A 20,634-nucleotide genomic window follows, 5' to 3' on the forward strand; every position below is an offset into this window, starting at 1 on the left:
CCTCATTGCTGACCGGAACCCCGCCAGTGAGTTCACCCGAAAACCCGATCGAAATCCCGTCGTACTCGCGCTATGCGGCGCGAATGCTCGCGAGCCGCCCCGCGCTCGCCGAGGCGTTGCCCGCGCTGGCAGAGCACCCCGTGGACGCGCGCTGGCTCGCGCGCCGCTTTGAAGCCATTACCGGCACCGTGCTCTCGCCGCCCGAGCAAGCCTGCGGGGTATCGGGCGTTGACGAGGCGGGCCTCACCCGGGCGTTGCGGGTCTTGCGCATCGAAGCGTTGTGCGCCGTCATGCAGCGCGATCTGGACGGTCGTGCCGAATTGTCCGAGGTCACCGAAGCCATGACGGCACTGGCCGAGTTCGCCGTGCAGGCAGGTATCGCAGTACTGTCGCGCGAACTGGAAGCCATTCACGGCGTGCCGCGCAATGCCGAAGGCGAGCGCCAGACGCTGAGCGTGGTGGGGATGGGCAAGCTCGGCGGACGCGAACTGAACGTTTCGTCGGACATCGATCTGATCTTCCTATATGAAGACGACGGCGACACGTCGGCCCCCGACGATGCCGATCCGGCCGCAGCGAACCGTCTGCGGCTGCTGTCGAACCATGAATTCTTCACGAAGCTCGGCCGCAAGCTGATCGGCATGATTTCCGAACTCACGTCAGACGGCTATGTGTTTCGCGTGGACATGCGTCTGCGTCCGAATGGCGATTCGGGGCCGTTGGTGTGCAGTCTGCCGATGCTCGAAGAATATTTCTATGTGCAGGGGCGCGAGTGGGAGCGCTATGCGTGGATCAAGGGCCGTCTCGTCTCCGAGTTGGCCAGCGAGCCGGGCAAGCGCGCCGAGCGGCTGTTGACGTCGCTCGTCCAGCCGTTCGTGTTCCGTCGTTATCTGGATTACGGTGTGATCGGCGCGATTCGGGCGTTGCACGAGCAGATCCGCCACGAAGCGGAGCGTCGCGCGCGGGCCAAACCCGCTCGCATCAACGACATCAAGCTCGGGCGTGGCGGCATTCGAGAGGTGGAATTCTCGGCGCAAGTGTTCCAGTTGATCCGGGGCGGTCAAGAACCGGAACTGCGCGTGCGGCCGACGCTTGCCGTGCTGGGCGTGGCGGCACGGCGCGGGTGGCTCGCGCAGAATGTTGCCGACGAATTGGCGAACGCCTACGTCTTCCTGCGCAAGCTCGAACACCGCATTCAGTATCTGGACGATGCGCAAACGCACATCCTCCCCAGCGCCGGCGAGGATCGTCTCGCGGTTGCTCGTGCGATGGGGTTCCCGGACGAAGCGAGTTTCATGACGGTGCTCGACGAGCATCGCGAATTCGTCGCTGCGCAGTTCGACGAGATCTTCGCGGATAAGGCGGGCGGCAGCGGACAGAAAGGCGGGAAGAAAGGGGCGTCCGGCACGGGCGACTGCGAATGTCCACCCGAGCTGTGGAGCGAATGCCTCGCCGACGAGACGCAGACGGGCGATCTCGGCAATCAGCTTACGCGTCTCGGGTTTGCCGACCCCGAAGGGGCGCTCGATCGCCTGCGCGCCGTGTGGACGTCGTCGCGCTACAAGGCGCTGGGCGAGATCAGCCGGCGGCGCTTCGACCAACTCGTGCAGCGCGCCGTGGAAGGGGCGGCCGGCACGGTCGAAGCCGACGCGGTGCTCGCGCGCATGCTCGATCTGCTCTCGACCATCAGCCGCCGCAGTTCGTATCTGGCGCTTCTCACGGAGTATCCGCGTGCGCTGGAGCGTGTGGTCAAGGTGTTGGCCGGCTCGCGTTGGGCGGCCGGCTATCTGATTAGCCATCCGCAATTGCTCGACGAATTGCTCGACGACGAAGCGCTCGCGGCGCCGTTCGACTGGCCGTCTTTCAAGACGCAGCTTCTGCTGAGCCTGAACGCGGCAGGAGCATCGGGCAACGTCGAAGTGCAGATGGATATTCTGCGGCGCGCACATCACGCCGAAGTGTTCCGCATTCTGCTGCTCGATTTGCAGGGCACGCTGTCGGTCGAAGCGATTGGCGATCGACTCTCGGAGTTGGCCGACATCATCGTCGATGTGACGATCTCGACCGTCTGGCCGCACGTGGCGACACGCCACCGGGAGGTGCCGAAGTTCGCCGTCGTCGCCTACGGCAAGCTCGGTGGCAAGGAACTGGGCTACGCGTCCGATCTCGATCTGATCTTCCTTTACGACGATGACGACGATCGCGCGCCAGACGCTTACGCCGCGCTCGCCCGCCGGTTCGTGACGTGGCTCACCACGCACACGGGCGCGGGCATGCTCTTCGACGTCGATCTGCGGTTGCGACCCAACGGTTTGTCGGGCCTGTTGGTGACCAACATCGAGAGCTTCCGCCAGTATCAATTCCGTGAGGGCAATGCGAATACCGCATGGGTCTGGGAGCATCAGGCGCTCACACGCGCGCGCTTCTGCGCCGGCGACCAGGCTATTGGCGCTGCGTTCGAGAACATCCGTGCCCAGGTGCTCGCCACGCCGCGCGAGGCGTTGCCGCTCGCGCAGGAAATCGTGGCGATGCGACGCAAGGTGTTGGAGGGGCACCCGAATCCCGGCAATCTCTTCGATCTGAAGCACGACCGGGGTGGCATGGTCGACATCGAGTTCACCGTGCAGTATCTGGTGCTGCTGTATTCGAGCGCGCATCCGGCGCTGCTGCGCAATGCGGGCAACATCGCGCTACTTCGCGAAGCGGCCCGGCTCGGATTGATCGACGCGAAACTTGCCGACGATGCCGCTGCCGCTTATCGGACGTATCGCAAGCGTCAGCACAAGCTGCGGCTCGATGGTGTGGAAGCGGCGCGCGTGCCCGCGGCCGATATCGAGGCCGAACGCGAGGCCGTTATGGCGTTGTGGGATTCGGTGTTTTCGGAAGCGGGGGCCGGTCTGATATCCGGCGGATGATGCTTGCGGGCGGCGGGGACGACGCCCGTGACGACGTTGCCTGCGATTTGCGACTTGTGATGCACGCCGCGCGCGTCATGAACGCACTCAGAGCGCGAGCATCTCCCGCGCGTGCTTGCGCGTCGTTGCCGTAATTTCGACACCGCCAAGCATCCGCGCAATCTCCTCGACGCGTTCCGTACGGCCGAGCGGCTCGATTTCACTCATCGTCGTATCGCCGTCGCTGCGCTTCGTCACGCGCAGATGCTGATGGCCGAGCGCGGCGACCTGCGGCAAGTGGGTGACGCACAGCACCTGCCGTCCCTGACCGAGTTCGCGCAGCAGACGGCCGACCACTTCGGCCACGGCGCCGCCGATGCCGGAATCCACTTCGTCGAAAATCAGCGTTGGTGTGAGGCTCGCGCTGCTCGCGATCACCTGCAATGCGAGGCTGATGCGCGCCAGTTCGCCGCCGGAGGCCACTTTGGCCAACGGCCGCGTCGGCACCCCCGGATGGCCGGCGACGAGAAATTCCACCGTCTCCAGACCAAAGGACTGCGGCTCGGGCGTCGGACTCAGTGTGACTTCGAAGCGCCCGCCGGGCATGGAGAGATCCTGCATGGCGCGCGTGACTTCGCGTGAGAGCGATGCCGCCGCCTTGGCGCGCGCCTTCGACAACTCCTTCGCCAGCTTGAGATAGGTGGCGTGCGCGGCGTCGGCCGCGGCCTGCATGGCGGCCGTGTCCTGCGAGGCTGTCAGTTCTTCGAGCTGTGCGCGCCGTTCGGCATGCTCGGCGGGCAGTTGCTCGGGGGCGACGCGGAACTTGCGCGCGGCTGAATGCAATGCGTCAAGCCGTTGCTCGACAACGGCGAGGCGCTCCGGATCGAGATCGACACGTTGCGCGTAATGGGTGAGCGAGTGGACGGCTTCGCGCAGTTGAATCTCGGCGGGCTCGAGCGCGGCCAGCGTATCGGCGAGACCCGCGTCGATCTCGGCCAGTTCGCGAATCTGATGCACCACGTGGCCCAGCGAGGGGACGATGGCGCCATCGGCTTCGGCAAGCGTATCGAGTGCGCCTTGCACGCCGTTGATGAGGCTGGCGGCGTGCGAGAGCCGGCGATGTTCGGCGCTCACGTCGTCCCACTCCCCTTCCTGCGGATTGAGCTTGTCGAGTTCCGACGTCTGCCATTCGAGGCGTTCGCGCTCCAGTTGCAACTCGCGATCGCGCCCGCGCGCTTCCTCGCATCGTTTGACGAGACGCCGCCATTCCTTGTGCGCCGCCGTCGTATCTGCTGCGAGCTGCGTGGCGCCGGCATGCGAGTCGAGCAGACGGCGTTGCGCATCGGGTCGCAGCAGTTGCTGATGCGCGTGCTGTCCGTGAATGTCGACGAGCATCTCGCTAAGTTCGCGCAGCTGGGCGAGCGTGGCGGGCGTGCCGTTGATGAAGGCGCGTGAGCGTCCGCCCGAGTCGAGCACGCGGCGCAGCAGCACGCCGCCGTGCTCTTCGAGTGTGAGCGCCTGCGCCTGCAACCAGGCTTCGAGATCGGGGCGGGCTTCGGCATCCGCCGCGAACTCGGCGGTGATGTCGGCGCGCGTCTGGCCGTTGCGCACCATGCTGGTGTCGCCGCGCTCGCCCATGGCCAGCGCCAGTGCGTCGATCAGAATCGACTTGCCCGCGCCGGTTTCGCCCGAGAACACGGTGAAACCGGCGGAGAATTCCAGGTCGAGACGATCGACGATCACGAAATCGCGAATCGAGAGACTGCGTAGCATGGGATATCGGGGCAGGCGTGAGGTCAGTTCTGCGGCGTATCTTCGTCGGAGATATGCTCGTTCCAGTGCAGCTTGCGGCGCAGCGTCGCGTAGTAGTTGTAGCCGACCGGATGCAGGAACGTCACCTGATGTTCGGAACGGCTCACCAGAATCTGATCGCCTTGACGCAGTTCGGCAAACGACTGCATGTCGAAGTTGGCGCCGACTTCGCGTCCGCCCGTAATCGTGATGACGATGTCGCTTGAATCCGGCAGCACGATGGGGCGGTTCGAGAGGGCATGCGGGGCGATGGGTACGAGCACCAGGCCGCCAAGACGCGGATGCAGGATCGGGCCGGAGGCCGAGAGCGCGTACGCGGTCGAGCCGGTGGGCGTGGCGACGATCAGGCCGTCCGAGCGTTGCTTGTACATGAAGCGGCCGTCGACATCGACACGCAGCTCGACCATGCCGGAGATGCCCGAGCGGTTCACGACCACGTCGTTGAACGCGAGCGTCTCGAAGAGCGTCTGGCCATCGCGCTCGATGCGAGCTTCCAGCAGCGTGCGCTGCTCGCCTTCGAAATGTCCTTCGAGCATGGCCGGCACGACCTGTCGCATGTCGTCGAGCGGAATATCGGTGATGAAACCGACGCGTCCGTGGTTCACGCCGATGAGTGGTACCTTCGACGCTGCAAGCTGACGGCCAACGCCAAGCATCGTCCCGTCGCCACCCACGACGACGGCGACATCGACCTGCGTGGCGATTTCCTGAATGTCGAGGGTGCGGTACGAATCGGCGCCTGCGCCGATGTTCTGCGCAGTGTCGCGCTCGAACATGACGTGATGCCCGCGCTGGGCAATGCATGCCGCCAGCGTGAGCAAAGGTTCGGCAACGCCGTCGGCATGGTATTTCCCGACGAGCGCTACGGTCTTGAAAGGGCTCCCTGTTTTCATGCCGCCATTACACCATAAGTCGATGACAGCAACCATTGGCATGCGCCGCCGGTCACGGTTCTTGCCTCGGGGTTTGCCGCACGCCGCGTGCGTACATTTCGCGTTACAATTTTTGCCATGCTAGATCAACGTGCGCAAGCGCTCCTCAAAACCCTGATTGAACGGTACATCGCCGATGGCCAACCGGTCGGGTCGCGCACGCTTTCCCGCTATTCCGGGCTCGACCTGTCTTCGGCGACGATTCGCAACGTGATGGCCGACCTCGAGTCGCTCGGCTTCGTGTCCAGCCCGCATACGTCCGCCGGTCGCGTGCCCACGCCGCGTGCCTACCGTCTGTTCGTCGACACCATGCTGGCGGTGCGCCCCCTCGACGAGGCTGCGCATCAACTCGCGTCGCACGTGCAGAACCGGTTGCAACCGGCGGGTCCGCAGCAACTGGTGGCCTCGGCGGCGGAGGTGCTCTCGAATCTCTCGCAGTTCGCGGGCGTGGTGCTCACACCGCGCCGCAGCCAGATCTTCCGGCAAATCGAGTTCCTGCGCCTGTCGGACAAGCGCGTGCTGCTCATCATCGTCACCCCCGACGGCGACGTGCAGAACCGCATCATCCTGACGGAAAAGGACTATTCCCCGGCCCAACTGGTCGAAGCGGCGAACTATCTGAACGCCCACTTCGGCGGCCACAGCTTCGACGACGTGCGAGGTTACTTGCGCGGCGAACTCGACGCGTTGCGCTCCGACATGAGCGCCCTGATGCAGGCCGCCGTTCAGGCGGGCAGCGACGCCATGGCCGACACCACGCGCGAGAGCGTGCTGATTTCGGGCGAGCGCAATCTGCTGGGCGTGGAAGATCTGTCGTCGAACATGGAACGGCTGCGCCGGCTGTTCGACGTGTTCGAGTCCAAAACCGGCTTGCTGCAACTGCTCGACGTGTCGAGCCGCGCGCAGGGCGTGCAGATCTTCATCGGCGGCGAGTCGAGCCTCGTGCCCATCGAAGAGATGACGGTCGTCACGGCACCGTACGAAGTCGACGGCGAAGTCGTCGGCACGCTGGGCGTGATCGGCCCGACGCGCATGGCTTACGAGCGCGTGATCCCGATCGTCGACATCACGGCGAAGCTGCTCTCCAACGCACTCAGCCAGCACTGACCGGCGGCTTGTGCCGGCGCGTCGCCCTGGCATCCCTTCGCCTTTGCGTTACAAACCCGTAGCATTCCTTTACACGCTGTCACACATGGCAGGCCTACGCTTGAAGCGTCACTTATGGCGAAGAAGTTGCGATCATCGCGTTCGTCAAAGGATTCGGACAGAGCGACAAGGCAACGCGGCCAGTGCAACGCGCGGCGCGTGAACGGAAAGGGCCCGGAGTGTCTATGAAATCCCTGATTTCCTGGCGGACGATGGTCCGTTATCTCGGCGTCGGGCTTGCGCTCGGGGCCTTGGGCGCCGCAGGTGTACCTGCACTGGCGCAGGCGCAGAGCGCCGATCCCCCGGGCCGGGTGGCCCGTCTGAGCGAATTCGACGGCACCGTGACCTATGCGCCCGCCGGCACCAGCGATTGGCGTTACGCCAACCGCAACCGGCCGCTGACCACCGGCGACGCCATCTGGGTCGACCGCAACGGCCGCGCCGAGATGCATGTGGGCGGTACGGCGGTACGTATAGGCGCGTCCACAAGTGTCGCGCTGTCTGCCGTGACCGACCAAAATGTGCAACTGAACGTAACGCAGGGGACGGTGGGACTGCGTCTGCGAACCTACGATCCGAATCAGCCATATGAGATCGATACGCCGAATCTGGCGTTCGTCCCTCAACAGGCCGGGGAATATCGCGTCGACGTCGATCCGAACGGCGCAACGACTGTGAGCGTTTGGCGTGGCGCGGCCACCGTGTATGGACAGGGTGCCTCGGTGCCGCTGCAACAGGGGCAACGCGTGGCGTTCGTCGGTCAGAACCTGACGCAGCAGCCGACCAACCCGCTCGCGGCGGATGCGTTCGACCAATGGGTACGCCAGCGCGACGCGCGCGAGGACGCCTCCGTCTCGGCTCGCTATGTGCCGCGCGACATGACCGGCTTTGAAAGCCTGGACGACTATGGTGCGTGGCAAGAAACCCCGACCTACGGCGCCGTCTGGGTGCCGTCGGACGTGCCTTCGGGCTGGGCGCCATATCGCACCGGCCATTGGGTCTGGGTCGATCCGTGGGGCTGGACATGGGTCGATGACGCCCCGTGGGGCTTCGCGCCCTATCACTACGGCCGGTGGGCGTACGTCGACGCGCGCTGGTGCTGGGTGCCTGGACCGGTTGCCGTGCGTCCGGTGTACGCCCCGGCGCTGGTCGGCTGGGTGAGCGGGAGCAGCGGCGGGAATCGGTGGGGCATCTCGTTTGCAGCAGGCGGCGCGGGCCTCGCGTGGTTCGCGCTTGGCCCGCATGATCCGTATCGTCCGGCGTATCGCGCCAGTTCGTCATACGTCACCAACATCAATCGGTCGACGGTGATCCAGACGACCAACGTCACGAACATCAACGTCAACAACGTGTACGTGAATCGCAACGTGCGCGGCGCTATGTCGACGATGCCCGCGCAGTCGTTCGTGCAGGGCCGCCCGGTAGGTGCGCCGGTGGCGTTGGCCGCACCGCATGCCGGCCAGACGTGGCGTGTGGGTAATACGCCGGGGGTCGCACCGGTGCAGCAGAGCGTGTTCGGCAACAGCCGTCGCGCCGCAGGAGCCCCGCCGGCGGGCGTTTTCAACCGGCCGGTGCTCGCCACGCGCGCGCCGGAGGCGCGCGTGATGCCGTCGCGCGAACTGACGAGCAATCTGCACGCAGTGCCGAATGCTGGCGGTACGCCGTTGGTTTTCCTCCAGAACGCGCAACTAGCGCAGAACATGAGGCCGGGCGCCCCGGACGTGCAGGGGCGTGTGCAACCACGTGTGACCGTCGTGGGCACGCATGGGCCGGTTGGTGCACCGATGGGTGTGAATGGGGCGACGCCCGCACAACCGGCGCTCGGGCCAACCGGTGCCACGGGGGCAACGCCGGCGCACGGTGCATTGCCGTCGACTGTCGTGGTTCCGCCGATGTATGGTGCGCCAGGGGTGCCCGGCCAGCCGGGTGTTCCGGGCGCTCCGGGGCGTTCGGGAGTACCGGGAGTACCGGGAGTACCGGGAGTACCAGGCGTTCCGGGTGCGCCGGGATATGCGGGACATGGCGTTTATCAGAATCGTCCGGGGCAACCTGCGCCGCAGGCCCAACCGCCGGTGCGCGGTGAGCCGGCGGTGCCGTCTGGGGTGCCGCATCCTCCGGGAATGAATGCGCCGGGGCAGCCCGCCACACGCGGCGAAGCACCGCAGGCAGTGCCGCAGCCCGGACACGACGCGGCGCAACGCGAAATGCAGATGCGTCGCCCATCGCCGCAGGTTCCGGTGGCACCGCCGGAAACGCACAATGCACCCGTCCCACCGGCACCTCAGCGTGTTCAACCGGAAGCGACCGAGCCGGCTCGCCGGCCTCAGCAGTGGCAGTCGCAGCCGCAGGCGCCGCAGCCACAGGTCCAGACGGCGCCGCGAGCGCAGCCGCAGCCTCAAGTGGAGCATGTTCAACCGCGCCCGCAACCGCAGATGGAGCGGCCTCAGCCGCGTCCGGAGCCGCAGATCGAGCGGCCGCAAGCGGCACCGAGACCTCAGTCTCAGCCGGAGCGTCCGCAGACGGCTCCCCGTCCTCAGCCGCAAGAGCCTCCGCACCCGCAACCCGCACCGCGTGAAAGCAAGCCGGAAGGCGCGCGTGCACCGTCGCACGAGGCAGAGCATCCGAGTGCCGCGCATCGTCCGGCAAAAGAAGACGATCGTCCGCACGGCTGAGCGTCGCATCGCGTGCGTTCCCCCTATGCGTCGAGCTTGGCCGGCGCAGAGGAGGGGCGGGCAGAGCGCAGAGGGCGGAGGGCAGCCCGTGTCCGCCGGATTCGGGTCGGGTTTGCGGTAAAGTACGATCCATGCGCTTCGATCCCGAACCTATTTCGCATGGCCAGTCCGGCAAGACTGCCGTTCTGCTGATTAACCTTGGCACGCCTGACGAGCCACGCCCTGCGGCCGTGCGTCGCTATCTGCGCGAGTTCCTGTCGGATCCGCGCGTCGTGGAAATTTCCCCGTTGGTGTGGCAGCCGTTGCTGCGGCTGGTGATCCTGCCGTTTCGCTCACGTCAATCCGCGCAGAAATATGCGACGGTCTGGACGCGCGACGGCTCCCCGCTCAAAGTGAACACCGAGCATCAGACGAACGCGTTGCGCGCCTTGCTGCATGCGAACGACTACGACGTGGTCGTCGACTACGCCATGCGCTACGGCAATCCGTCGATTCCCGAGCGCATTCGCGCGCTGCGGCAAAACGGCGTGGAGCGCATTCTCGTCCTGCCGCTCTATCCGCAGTATTCAAGCAGCACAACGGCCACGGCCACCGACGCCGTGTTCCGGGTACTCGGCCGGCTGCGTAATCAACCCGACGTGCGCACGGTGCGCGACTATCACGATCATCCCGCCTACATCGAGGCGCTGCGTCAGCAGGTCGAGGGCTATTGGCAGCAGCACGGCCGGCCGGATTTCGCCGCCGGCGAACGGCTGTTGCTGAGCTTTCACGGCGTGCCTCGCCGCACGCTCGATCTGGGCGATCCGTACCATGACCAGTGCGTGAAGACGGCGCGCCTGCTGGCTGCCGCGCTCGGTCTGGACGAAACCACCTGCCGTCTTACGTTCCAGTCGCGTTTCGGCAAGGCGGAATGGCTCCAGCCCTATACCGCACCGACGCTCGAAGAACTCGGTCGTGGCGGCACGCCGCGTGTCGACGTGTTCTGCCCCGGTTTTACCTCCGACTGCCTCGAGACGCTCGAAGAAATCAACATGGAAGGCCGTCACACGTACCTGTCGGCAGGCGGCAAGGCGTTCCACTTCGTCCCGTGCCTGAATGGCGCGAGCGCCTGGATTACGGCGCTTGGCGAGATTGCGGCGCGTCATCTGCAAGGGTGGCCGGTGCTCACGCCAGAGGGCACGGCGCAGGCATCGGCGGCGGCGGTGGCCTCGACGCGTCAGCGCCAGGTCGCGGCCATGGCCGCATTCGACGAAGCCAGTGCAGCGGCCGCCGCCGCGGCGCAAAACCCGTCGGGAGCCAGTACGTGACGGTCAAGGTCGACGATTCCCCGCAGGCCGCTACGCGCATCGACAAATGGCTGTGGGCCGCCCGTTTCTTCAAGACACGTTCGCTCGCCACGCAAGCGGTCGACCGCGGCCGCGTGCTTTGCAACGAAGCTCGCGTCAAACCGGCGCGCGACGTGCGCCCGGGCGACCTCGTCACGGTGGACAATGGCAGTACGCGCTGGGAAGTGCGGGTGAAAGCCATCGCAGAAGTCCGGGGCTCGGCGCCCGTCGCGCAGTCACTGTATGAGGAAACGCAAGCCAGTATCCAGGCGCGGGCTGACGAGAGTGAGCGCCGACGTCTGTTTCAGGAGCCGGCGGCGCAGATGCACGGGCGTCCGACGAAACGGGACCGGCGGCGTCTGGGCGGCGTGAGCGAGTAGCGTACGCCGGTTCTGACAATCTCCCGATCTGCCCTCATCGGCGGCATTTTCAACGTCCGAACGAACGCCGCCGCTGGCGAAGTGCGCAGCGGCGAGCGTGGGGGAGCGGAATTCAGCTGTCCCGCGAGGGGCGGAACGAATCGGGAAAACGGCTTCGCGCACAACGAAAACATGTCGCGCGCGCCCGGGGCGATCAGCGCGAAGGGATTCCAGTGTTGGACGAGTGCGCCGGCATGCCCGGCATTTCGACATAGTGGTGCAGCACGGCCCGCACGCTACCGTATTCGGTATCGCGCCGGGTGACTGCGCCAGACAAGCAGATCGTAATCGTCACCGTCGTCACCAACGCAAGGATGAAGACAACAGCCAGTGGCAGCTTCATGATGCGCTCCTGAAAGAACACTACGCTGGACGAAGAATGTCCGGCGAGCGGCCGGGTCCAGCACGGCACATCCATCAACTGGACCGTAATTCATGTTAGGTCGCAGCAACGGCCGATACAATAGAAGACTCGTAACGCGTGTAACCGGATATTTTCCGGAACGCCGCGCGCACCGATGTGGCGCACAGAATGCCCGCCAGCTCTTGAAATCGGTGTGAACGTCCCTACTATGCAAAGGGATTTGAACCGGTGGCGCATCGTCGTGGTGCGCTGCAAGAACCTTTTGACGACTCAAGCTCATGACTGAACAGCAAAACACCCCCGACCAGCCGATTCCGTCCCAGGCCGAAGCGGCCCCGAACGACGCTGCGCTCGCGAACGACGCGCTGCCCTCGGTCGAGGCGCAACTTCTGGCGGCACAGGCCGAAGCGGCGAGCCTGCGCGACGATGCGTTGCGCGCCCGCGCCGAGATGGAGAACGTCCGCCGTCGTGCGGAAGATGAAGTGGCAAAGGCCCGCAAATTCGCCGTGGAGAGCTTCGCGGAGAACCTGCTGCCGGTGATCGACAGCCTGGAGGCCGCAGCAGCCGACCAGAGCGGCGACGTCGCCAAACTGCAGGAAGGCGTCGCCTTGACCCTGCGCCAACTCGTCTCCGCGCTCGAACGCAGCAAGGTGACGGTCATCGACCCGGCCGGCGCAAAGTTTGATCCGCATCAGCATCAGGCCATCTCTATGGTGCCGGCCGAACAGGAGCCGAATACCGTAGTAGCAGTGCTGCAAAAAGGCTATCTGATCGCCGACCGCGTGCTGCGCCCGGCGTTGGTGACCGTCGCAGCAAGCAAGTAACCGTACTGCCATGACATCATGGCAAGCTTCGGTTCGGGTAGGCGAAGCGGTTGGCGCGCAAGGCACGGCAGGCGGCTGACGCCGGCATCGAAGGGCGGCTGGGCAACAGGTAAGGATAGCGATCATGGCAGGTGACCTTCCGGGCATGGCGGGTATCGACGGCACGGTATTCGAGGCGTTCTCGATGCAGGCGCTGACGACCGAAACGTTCGATGAAGGGTTGCGTGAGGCAGGTGGGGCGCTGGCGGTGGTGTTTTTCTGGGGCGTCGACTGTTTCAACTGCGAAGTCGCCAAGAAGACCATGCTCGCGCAGCGCGAGGCCATTGAAGCCTTGGGGTTGCGCTGGTTCCATGCCAACGTGTACGCCGATGCGGCGCTGGGCAAGCGCTTCGGGTTACACGGCGTACCGACGTTTTTCTTCTTCCACGAAGGCAAGACGCTGGGCCGGGCGACCGGCTGGCAGGGTTTGCCCCAGTTCCGGCTGGCGGTGGCCGCCGCACGCGAGAAAATCGCGGCGGCGGGGGGCAAAACCGGACAGCAGGAAGGGTCTTGAAATGCACCGGGCTGCACCCATATGTCGTGCAGATCAATGAATTGAATGGGCCGCTGGCCCGAAAGAAAGACGCAAAGGACGCTAGGAGAAATTCAAATGGGCAAAATTATCGGTATTGACTTGGGCACCACCAACTCGTGCGTGGCCGTCATGGAAGGCAATCAGGTCAAGATCATCGAAAACGCGGAAGGGGCCCGCACCACGCCGTCGATCATCGCGTACATGGACGATGGCGAGATCCTGGTCGGCGCGCCGGCCAAGCGTCAGGCGGTGACCAACCCGAAGAACACGCTGTACGCTGTCAAGCGCCTGATCGGCCGCCGCTTCGAAGAAAAAGAAGTGCAGAAGGACATCGGCCTGATGCCGTACAAGATCGTCAAGGCCGACAACGGCGACGCCTGGGTGGAAGTGCGCGACCAGAAGCTGGCCCCGCCGCAGATTTCCGCTGAAGTGCTGCGCAAGATGAAGAAGACCGCCGAGGATTATCTGGGCGAGCCGGTGACGGAAGCCGTGATTACGGTGCCGGCCTACTTCAACGACAGCCAGCGTCAGGCCACCAAGGACGCCGGCCGCATCGCCGGTCTGGAAGTCAAGCGCATCATTAACGAGCCGACCGCCGCCGCACTGGCTTTCGGTCTGGACAAGAAGGAAGGCGGCGACCGCAAGATCGCGGTGTATGACCTGGGTGGCGGCACGTTCGACATCTCGATCATCGAAATCGCAGATGTGGACGGCGAGCACCAGTTCGAAGTGCTGTCGACCAACGGCGACACGTTCCTGGGCGGTGAAGACTTCGACCAGCGCATCATCGACTACATCATCGGCGAGTTCAAGAAGGAACAAGGCGTCGATCTGTCGAAGGACGTGCTTGCGCTGCAACGCCTGAAGGAAGCGGCGGAAAAGGCCAAGATCGAGCTGTCGTCGAGCCAGCAGACCGAAATCAATCTGCCGTACATCACGGCCGATGCCTCGGGCCCGAAGCACTTGAACCTGAAGATCACGCGCGCCAAGCTCGAAGCGCTGGTCGAAGAGCTGATCGAACGCACGATCGAGCCCTGCCGCCTGGCCATCAAGGATGCCGGTGTGAAGGTGGGCGACATCGACGACGTGATTCTGGTCGGCGGTATGACCCGCATGCCGAAGGTGCAGGAGAAGGTCAAGGAGTTCTTCGGCAAGGAGCCGCGCAAGGACGTGAACCCGGACGAAGCCGTGGCCGCAGGTGCCTCGATTCAGGGTTCGGTGCTCTCGGGCGACCGTAAGGACGTGCTGCTGCTCGACGTGACCCCGCTCTCGCTCGGTATCGAAACGCTGGGCGGCGTGATGACGAAGATGATCACGAAGAACACCACGATCCCGACGAAGCACTCGCAAGTGTTCTCGACGGCGGACGACAACCAGCCGGCCGTGACGATCAAGGTGTATCAGGGTGAGCGCGAGATGGCTGCCGGCAACAAGTCGCTGGGCGAGTTCAACCTCGAAGGCATTCCGCCCGCCGCACGTGGCACGCCGCAGATCGAAGTGACCTTCGACATCGACGCCAACGGTATTCTGCACGTGGGCGCGAAGGACAAGGCCACGGGCAAGGAAAACAAGATTGTCATCAAGGCGAACTCGGGCCTGTCGGATGCCGAGATCGAGCAAATGGTGAAGGATGCCGAGCTGAACGCCGAAGAAGACAAGAAGGCTCGCGAGCTGGCCGACGCCCGTAACCAGGGCGACGCGCTGGTGCACAGCACCCGCAAGGCGCTGACCGAATACGGCGACAAGATCGAGGCTTCGGAGAAGGAAGCGATCGAATCGGCCATCACGGCATTGGAAGGCGCACTGCGCGAGTCGGACAAGGCAGACATCGATGCCAAGGTCGAAGCGCTGGGCACTGCGAGCCAGAAGCTCGGCGAGAAGATGTACGCCGACATGCAGGCCCAGGCCGGCGCCGCAGGCGCCGAGCAAGGCAAGCCGCATGACGATAACGTCGTCGATGCTGAAGTGAAAGAAGTCAACGACAAGAAGTAAGGTGTGCATGGCGCGCAGCGCACACAGATGTGCGCTGCGTGTAGGCCGGGTATCGGAGTTCTCTGCAAAGGGAATCTCGACCCGGCTTTTTGCCTGATGGCGACATGCAACAACATTGGAAAGACTTATGTCCAAACGTGATTACTACGAAGTCCTTGGCGTCGCCAAGAACGCCGAAGACAAAGAAATCAAGGCGGCGTATCGCAAGCTGGCGATGAAGTACCACCCGGACCGCAATCCGGAAAACAAGGACGCCGAAGAGAAATTCAAGGAGGTCAAAGAGGCCTACGAGATGCTCTCCGATCCGGAAAAGCGTGCTGCGTACGACCAGTATGGTCACGCGGGCGTCGACCCGAATATGGGCGGCTTCGGCGGCGCGGGCGGTCAGGGCTTCGGTGGCTTCGCAGATGCGTTCGGCGACATCTTTGGCGACATCTTCGGTCAGGGCGGCCCCGGCGGTGGCCGTAGCGGCCGGGCTGGCCCGCAGGTGTATCGCGGCGCGGATCTGCGCTACAACATGGAGATCACGCTCGAGCAGGCAGCGAACGGCTTCGACACGCAGATTCGTGTGCCGAACTGGGAAGAATGCGAGATCTGCCATGGCAACGGCGCGAAGCCGGGCACGAAGCCCGAGACCTGCCCGACCTGTAACGGTTCGGGGACGGTGCGCATGTCGCAGGGTTTCTTCAGCATTCAGCAGACCTGCCCGAAGTGCCATGGCACCGGCTCGTACATTCCCGAGCCCTGCACGAACTGCCACGGCTCGGGCAAGATCAAGAAGACCAAGACGCTGGAGATCAAGATCCCGGCGGGTATCGAAGACGGCATGCGTATCCGGTCGTCCGGCAACGGCGAGCCGGGGGTGAATGGCGGTCCGGCGGGCGACCTGTATGTGGAAATCCACATACAGGCGCACAACGTGTTCGAGCGCGACGGCAACGATCTGCATTGCCAGATGCCGATTTCGTTCGTCACGGCAACCCTCGGCGGCGACATCGACGCACCGACGTTGCACGGCAAGGTGACCTTCGAGGTGCCCGAAGGCACGCAGACGGGCAAGACATTCCGCCTGCGCGGCAAGGGCATCAAGGGCTTGCGCGAGAGCTATCCGGGCGATCTGTATGTGCACGTGCAGGTGGAAACGCCGGTCAAGCTCGACGACAAGCAGAAACAGATGCTGCGTGACTTCGACACCTCGCTCAAGGCGGGCGGCGCTCGTCACAGCCCGCAGTCGAAGGGCTGGTTCGACCGTGTGAAGCAGTTCTTCGAGTAATTCCATGCAAAGTGAAGCGCCTTTGGCCGCATTCGCGCTGTTGGACGACAGCGCGGACCCGGCCGGCGGGGCGCGTCTGTATACCGGGCTCGTACGCGAGGTGACTTGCGACGAGCCCGGCGTGCTTTCCGACGCGCTTCGCGAAGTGGAAGACGCCTCGCGTCACGGCCTGCATGCCGTGCTGCTGACCGACTACGAGTTCGGTGTGCGTCTTGGTGGCGTGCATACGGTGACGACGCGTCGTGCGCCGGGCGAGTTTCGCGCGCTGCTGTTCCGTGAATTGCAGCGGCTCGACGCCACGCAGACGCAAGTGTGGCTGTCGCGGCAGGAGGCGGCGTATGCCAGCGACGGACTGGCGCCCGCGCACGCTACGGGGGGTGGCAGCGACGACATTCGCCGCCCAGGCGTCGCCGGTGTGGCGGCGCTGCAAGCCGACGTCAGCGAAACTGGCTTCGACGATGCGATCGCCCGCATTCACGAGTGGCTCGCTCAGGGCGAGTGCTATCAGATCAACTACACCTACCGTCTGAATTTCGATGCGTTCGGCTCCCCCGTGGCGCTATACCGCCGGTTACGCGCGCGTCAGCCGGTGCCTTACGGCGCGCTCGTCATGCTGCCCGGAGCGCAGGGTGTCGTGGGCCGCGCGATCCTTTCGCTCTCGCCCGAACTGTTTCTGCGTCATTCGCGTGGCCGGATCGAAGCGCGGCCGATGAAAGGCACGGCCCCCGCCTGTGGCGACGCGGCGGAGGATGCCAAGCGTAGTGCCGCACTCGCCGCGGACGAGAAGAATCGCGCCGAGAATCTGATGATCGTCGATCTGTTGCGCAACGATCTCGGGCGCATCGCGACGCCGGGGTCGGTCAAGGTGCCGAAACTCTTCGAAGTGACGCGCTTCGCGAGCGTGTTGCAGATGACGTCGACGGTCACGGCGGCGCTGCCCCACGCCACCTCGTTCACCGACGTCTTACGTGCGCTTTATCCGTGCGGCTCGATCACCGGTGCGCCGAAGCATCGCACGATGCAACTGATCGGCGAACTGGAAGTGTCGCCGCGCGGGCTGTACACCGGCGCAATCGGTTGGCTCGATGCACGTGAAGACGACCCGCAAGCGCTTGGCGACTTCTGCCTGTCCGTCGCGATTCGGACGCTGGAACTCGACGCCCCGGATGCCGGCGGACTGCGGCGAGGCAGGCTCGGTGTCGGCGCGGGAATCGTGCTCGACAGCAAAGCAGAGGAGGAGCGCGAAGAGTGCAAGCTCAAGGCGCGTTTTCTGAGCGCGCTCGATCCGGGTTTCGAACTCTTCGAGACGATGCAGGCGACGCGAGGCGGCGGCGTGGCGCATGTCGAGCGACATTTCGCGCGTCTGGCGGCATCGGCAGAGTATTTCGGTTTCCGCTTTGACGGTATGGCGTTGCGTGCACAACTCGACGCGGTAGTCGCAACGTTCATGGAAGACACCGTTCACCGAGTTCGTCTGGCGCTCTCGCACGACGGCACGGCAGTCGTCACGCATGCGGTGCTGGCGCCCCTGCCGGGCAAAACGGTGTCGGTGCTGCTACTTGCGGAGGATGCAAGTGCCACACGAGCGGCTGACCTGTTCCTACGTCACAAAACCACTGTGCGTGCGCAATACGACGACGCCTGGCGTGCCGCAGAAGCGAAGGGCGCCTTCGACGTGTTGTTCTTCAACGAACGGGGCGAGTTGACCGAGGGCGGGCGCAGCAATGTGTTCGTCAAGTGCAACGGCATCTGGATGACGCCGCAGTTATCGTCCGGCGTGCTGCCGGGCGTGATGCGCAGTGTGATGCTCGCCGATCCGGCGTGGGCGGCGGTGGAGGCCGTGCTTACGCGCGAAGACGTGCTCAACGCGCAGGCGATCGTTGTGTGCAACGCGCTACGCGGGGCACTTCCTGCGCGCTTGGTTGCCGCCGCAGACGCGTGACGCGAGCCAAGCACGAGCGCCTGTCACCTTCCCAGAGGTAAACCGCGCAACGCGGTTTGTGCCTTGCACGGCACATCAATCCACTGGGAAAATTCTCAATAGAATCTTCTTCTTCCCCCGCGTACTGCGGGGTCTCCCGCTTATACGACCATCGGTCATCGTTGTCCGGCTGGCCCGTATTTCACCGACGAGCACGGTGGCGTCGTTGGCAAAATCGCTCTCCCTCTCGCGGAAGTCGACCTCTGTTGATAGTCATTGGGCTGCCGGCGCGCTGGCGCGTCAGTGCGTTTCTCGCACAGAATCCTTGGAGCCGGCGTCCGATGTTTATTTGACTCTAGGAGCGAGAAAACATGAACGAGAACGATCTGGAACTGCAACTTAACGAAGACCAGATTCGCCATATCCAGGCGATGACCGGACAACGTATCGGGGCGATTCGAGTGGTGTCGAATTTCCCGGGGCTTCAAGGGATACAGGGTGTGCAGGGCGTGCAAGGTGCGCAGGGTATGCAAGGTGCACAAGGTTTGCAGGGAGTCCAGGGGGTGCAAGGCCCGCAAGGTATGCGCGGTGCCCAGGGCATGCAAGGCATCCAGGGTATGCAAGGCCCGCAGGGTTATCAGCACGCCCAAGGCATGCAAGGTCCACAAGGTATGCAGGGTGTTCAGGGTATGCAAGGGCCGCAAGGATACCAGCACGCGCAAGGTGTGCAAGGCCCGCAAGGCATGCAGGGCGTTCAAGGTATGCAAGGGCCGCAGGGTATGCAGGGCGTTCAGGGAATGCAGGGTCCGCAGGGATATCAGCACCCGCAAGGCGTGCAAGGCCCGCAGGGATATCAATACGCGCAAGGCGTACAAGGTCCGCAAGGCATGCAGGGGGCGCAGGGGTATCAGCACGCGCAAGGCGTGCAAGGCGTGCAAGGCCCGCAAGGTGGGCAGGGTCCGCAGGGATATCAATACGCGCAAGGCGTGCAAGGCCCGCAAGGCATGCAGGGTCCGCAGGGATATCAATACGCGCAAGGCGTGCAAGGCCCGCAAGGCATGCAGGGTCCGCAGGGATATCAACACGCGCAAGGCGTGCAAGGCCCGCAAGGCATGCAGGGTCCGCAGGGATATCAATACGCGCAAGGTGTGCAAGGCCCGCAAGGCATGCAGGGTCCGCAGGGTTATCAACACGCCCAAGGTGTGCAAGGCCCGCAGGGCATGCAGGGTCCGCAGGGATATCAATACGCCCAAGGTGTGCAGGGTCCGCAAGGCCCGCAGGGTGTTCAGGGCTCGGAGCAGGCTCAAGGGATTCAAGGCTCGCAAGGGCTGCATTGATCGCAATGCCGATGTCCACGGCACGAGAGTGCGCAGAGGGCTTGCGCTCTCGTGCTCGTTGACAAATTGGGCGGCTCGGCAGCCGATTCGCCGAGCCGCGAATCCCTGATGAGATATCGCTTTCGATAGCTCACATTGGAGTTGCGATCATGTCGTCAACCCTCATGAATTTGTCGGCGGAACAACGTGCGAAGTTGTTCGATACCACCGGCGCGCCGTTGCGCAGACTTCGTGTCGATGCCGTCAGCGGCACTGCACAGGCGATTGATCGCTACTGTCAGCGGTGTCTGCTTACCGAGGACCTACCCGGCGTGCATATCGCACCGGACGGCATCTGTGATGCCTGTCATGCCTTTGCTGCCGAATCCGCGCGCGGCGATTACACGCAGCGCAAACTTCTCGATGTGGTGGCCGCGTGCCGGGGCACGGGAACACCGGATTGCGTGCTGGCATTCTCGGGGGGAAAGGACAGCGCCCTCACGTTGCTGCTCGCCGTCAAGGAGTTGGGCCTGCATCCCGTCGCCGTGCTCGTCGATAACGGGTTCATTCCCGATGAAGTCAAGGACAACGCGTCATCGTTCTGTGCACGCTTCGGTGTGTCGCTGGTGATCGAAAAGATTGATATTCGCAGGATTGCCCGCGAGTCTTTGCAATCGACTTCGGGGCGTATTCCCTGCTCATCGTGCATCAGCGGCGTCTTTGCCGCGATGGCGAAGACCTGCCGGGCACTCAATCTTCGTCTCATCCTCAGTGGTCATCGGTTTCCGCCGCTTGCCTATCCCGTAAGCGGCTTCACGAAGCGTGAAGCGGACAACGGCTTCATCTGCGCCTCGCCGCTTTTGGCCAGACAACTCACCGAGGCAGAGCAAATGCAATGGATTCGAGATGCGGGCTGGAAGCCAGTGTCAATGGCCGGCAACACATCGAACTGCAAACTGATCGGTGTGGTGGAGCAGCATCTTTACGACGTACAGGGTTTCAATCCGCATATCTATGAGGTCTCGAAGGAAATCCGAGCCGGCTTCTACGATCGCCGGGCGGGTTTCGAGAAAGTGGATCGTCCGGAGATCACACCGGAACATCAGCAGTGGGTTCTCGACCGGATGCAGCCCGATACCCCAGAAGTCTCTGATAAACCAGAGTGAGTCA

General features: G+C 64.2%; 15 protein-coding genes. 12 read left to right on the forward strand and 3 right to left on the reverse strand.

Annotated features, from left to right (window positions below; all coding sequences use genetic code 11):
* The first annotated feature begins 26 nt into the window (after positions 1–26).
* Positions 27–2,915 carry a bifunctional [glutamate--ammonia ligase]-adenylyl-L-tyrosine phosphorylase/[glutamate--ammonia-ligase] adenylyltransferase gene (gene glnE, locus PHO31112_RS06975; RefSeq protein ID WP_150619846.1) on the forward strand — a complete coding sequence of 963 codons (2,889 nt, stop codon included), beginning with the start codon at positions 27–29 and terminating at the stop codon, positions 2,913–2,915.
* 87 nt (positions 2,916–3,002) lie between these two features.
* Here the strand turns inward: glnE and recN are convergent, their stop codons facing one another.
* Positions 3,003–4,667: a DNA repair protein RecN gene (recN, locus tag PHO31112_RS06980; protein WP_150619847.1), complete on the reverse strand. Its 1,665-nt coding sequence runs from the start codon at positions 4,665–4,667 to the stop codon at positions 3,003–3,005.
* A gap of 23 nt (positions 4,668–4,690) precedes the next feature.
* Entirely contained in the window at positions 4,691–5,641 is a 951-nt protein-coding gene (locus PHO31112_RS06985; RefSeq protein ID WP_246177817.1) for an NAD kinase, read from the reverse strand.
* Positions 5,642–5,716: 75 nt separating this feature from the next.
* Between PHO31112_RS06985 and hrcA the strand changes: the two genes are divergently transcribed.
* The 4 genes from hrcA to PHO31112_RS07005 all read left to right on the forward strand — a co-directional run bounded on the left by hrcA (position 5,717) and on the right by PHO31112_RS07005 (position 11,161).
* Positions 5,717–6,745, forward strand: coding sequence for a heat-inducible transcriptional repressor HrcA (gene hrcA, locus PHO31112_RS06990; protein WP_150619849.1), 1,029 nt, complete (start codon positions 5,717–5,719; stop codon positions 6,743–6,745).
* Positions 6,746–6,969: 224 nt separating this feature from the next.
* Positions 6,970–9,456, forward strand: coding sequence for a DUF6600 domain-containing protein (locus tag PHO31112_RS06995; RefSeq protein ID WP_150619850.1), 2,487 nt, complete (start codon positions 6,970–6,972; stop codon positions 9,454–9,456).
* Between the two features lie 131 nt (positions 9,457–9,587).
* Complete coding sequence (gene hemH / locus PHO31112_RS07000) at positions 9,588–10,763, forward strand: ferrochelatase (RefSeq protein ID WP_150619851.1); 1,176 nt, start codon at positions 9,588–9,590, stop codon at positions 10,761–10,763.
* Entirely contained in the window at positions 10,760–11,161 is a 402-nt protein-coding gene (locus tag PHO31112_RS07005) for an RNA-binding S4 domain-containing protein (protein ID WP_010808271.1), read from the forward strand. Before hemH ends, PHO31112_RS07005 begins: the two co-directional genes overlap by 4 nt.
* A 193-nt stretch (positions 11,162–11,354) precedes the next feature.
* Here PHO31112_RS07005 and PHO31112_RS07010 read toward each other — a convergent pair whose 3' ends face one another.
* Positions 11,355–11,543 carry a hypothetical protein gene (locus PHO31112_RS07010; RefSeq protein ID WP_373323717.1) on the reverse strand — a complete coding sequence of 63 codons (189 nt, stop codon included), beginning with the start codon at positions 11,541–11,543 and terminating at the stop codon, positions 11,355–11,357.
* Positions 11,544–11,842: 299 nt separating this feature from the next.
* Between PHO31112_RS07010 and grpE the strand changes: the two genes are divergently transcribed.
* The 7 genes from grpE to PHO31112_RS07045 all read left to right on the forward strand — a co-directional run bounded on the left by grpE (position 11,843) and on the right by PHO31112_RS07045 (position 20,630).
* Complete coding sequence (gene grpE, locus PHO31112_RS07015; protein WP_150584510.1) at positions 11,843–12,388, forward strand: nucleotide exchange factor GrpE; 546 nt, start codon at positions 11,843–11,845, stop codon at positions 12,386–12,388.
* A 124-nt stretch (positions 12,389–12,512) separates the two neighbouring features.
* Positions 12,513–12,941, forward strand: a complete 429-nt coding sequence (locus PHO31112_RS07020; RefSeq protein WP_246177825.1) for a thioredoxin family protein — start codon at positions 12,513–12,515, stop codon at positions 12,939–12,941.
* A 96-nt stretch (positions 12,942–13,037) separates the two neighbouring features.
* Positions 13,038–14,954 carry a molecular chaperone DnaK gene (gene dnaK, locus PHO31112_RS07025; protein ID WP_150619852.1) on the forward strand — a complete coding sequence of 639 codons (1,917 nt, stop codon included), beginning with the start codon at positions 13,038–13,040 and terminating at the stop codon, positions 14,952–14,954.
* 127 nt (positions 14,955–15,081) lie between these two features.
* Entirely contained in the window at positions 15,082–16,227 is a 1,146-nt protein-coding gene (dnaJ, locus tag PHO31112_RS07030) for a molecular chaperone DnaJ (protein WP_150619853.1), read from the forward strand.
* 4 nt (positions 16,228–16,231) lie between these two features.
* Positions 16,232–18,169: a chorismate-binding protein gene (locus PHO31112_RS07035; protein WP_174995593.1), complete on the forward strand. Its 1,938-nt coding sequence runs from the start codon at positions 16,232–16,234 to the stop codon at positions 18,167–18,169.
* A 350-nt stretch (positions 18,170–18,519) separates the two neighbouring features.
* On the forward strand, positions 18,520–19,485 hold the full coding sequence (locus PHO31112_RS07040; protein WP_150619854.1) for a collagen-like domain-containing protein: 966 nt from the start codon (positions 18,520–18,522) through the stop codon (positions 19,483–19,485).
* Positions 19,486–19,679: 194 nt separating this feature from the next.
* Entirely contained in the window at positions 19,680–20,630 is a 951-nt protein-coding gene (locus PHO31112_RS07045; protein ID WP_174995595.1) for an adenine nucleotide alpha hydrolase family protein, read from the forward strand.
* Positions 20,631–20,634: the final 4 nt, after the last annotated feature.

It is taken from the genome of Pandoraea horticolens (assembly GCF_902459555.1).
GTDB lineage: Bacteria > Pseudomonadota > Gammaproteobacteria > Burkholderiales > Burkholderiaceae > Pandoraea > Pandoraea horticolens.

Excerpts from the sequence above, each read along its gene's own strand:
- PHO31112_RS07035 (WP_174995593.1), top strand. The coding sequence starts at position 16,232 with ATGCAAAGTGAAGCGCCTTTGGCCGCATTCGCGCTGTTGGACGACAGC.
- recN (WP_150619847.1), bottom strand. The coding sequence starts at position 4,667 with ATGCTACGCAGTCTCTCGATTCGCGATTTCGTGATCGTCGATCGTCTC.
- PHO31112_RS07020 (WP_246177825.1), top strand. The coding sequence starts at position 12,513 with ATGGCAGGTGACCTTCCGGGCATGGCGGGTATCGACGGCACGGTATTC.
- dnaK (WP_150619852.1), top strand. The coding sequence starts at position 13,038 with ATGGGCAAAATTATCGGTATTGACTTGGGCACCACCAACTCGTGCGTG.
- PHO31112_RS06985 (WP_246177817.1), bottom strand. The coding sequence starts at position 5,641 with ATGCCAATGGTTGCTGTCATCGACTTATGGTGTAATGGCGGCATGAAA.
- dnaJ (WP_150619853.1), top strand. The coding sequence starts at position 15,082 with ATGTCCAAACGTGATTACTACGAAGTCCTTGGCGTCGCCAAGAACGCC.
- hrcA (WP_150619849.1), top strand. The coding sequence starts at position 5,717 with ATGCTAGATCAACGTGCGCAAGCGCTCCTCAAAACCCTGATTGAACGG.
- PHO31112_RS06995 (WP_150619850.1), top strand. The coding sequence starts at position 6,970 with ATGAAATCCCTGATTTCCTGGCGGACGATGGTCCGTTATCTCGGCGTC.
- hemH (WP_150619851.1), top strand. The coding sequence starts at position 9,588 with ATGCGCTTCGATCCCGAACCTATTTCGCATGGCCAGTCCGGCAAGACT.
- PHO31112_RS07040 (WP_150619854.1), top strand. The coding sequence starts at position 18,520 with ATGAACGAGAACGATCTGGAACTGCAACTTAACGAAGACCAGATTCGC.
- grpE (WP_150584510.1), top strand. The coding sequence starts at position 11,843 with ATGACTGAACAGCAAAACACCCCCGACCAGCCGATTCCGTCCCAGGCC.
- PHO31112_RS07010 (WP_373323717.1), bottom strand. The coding sequence starts at position 11,543 with ATGAAGCTGCCACTGGCTGTTGTCTTCATCCTTGCGTTGGTGACGACG.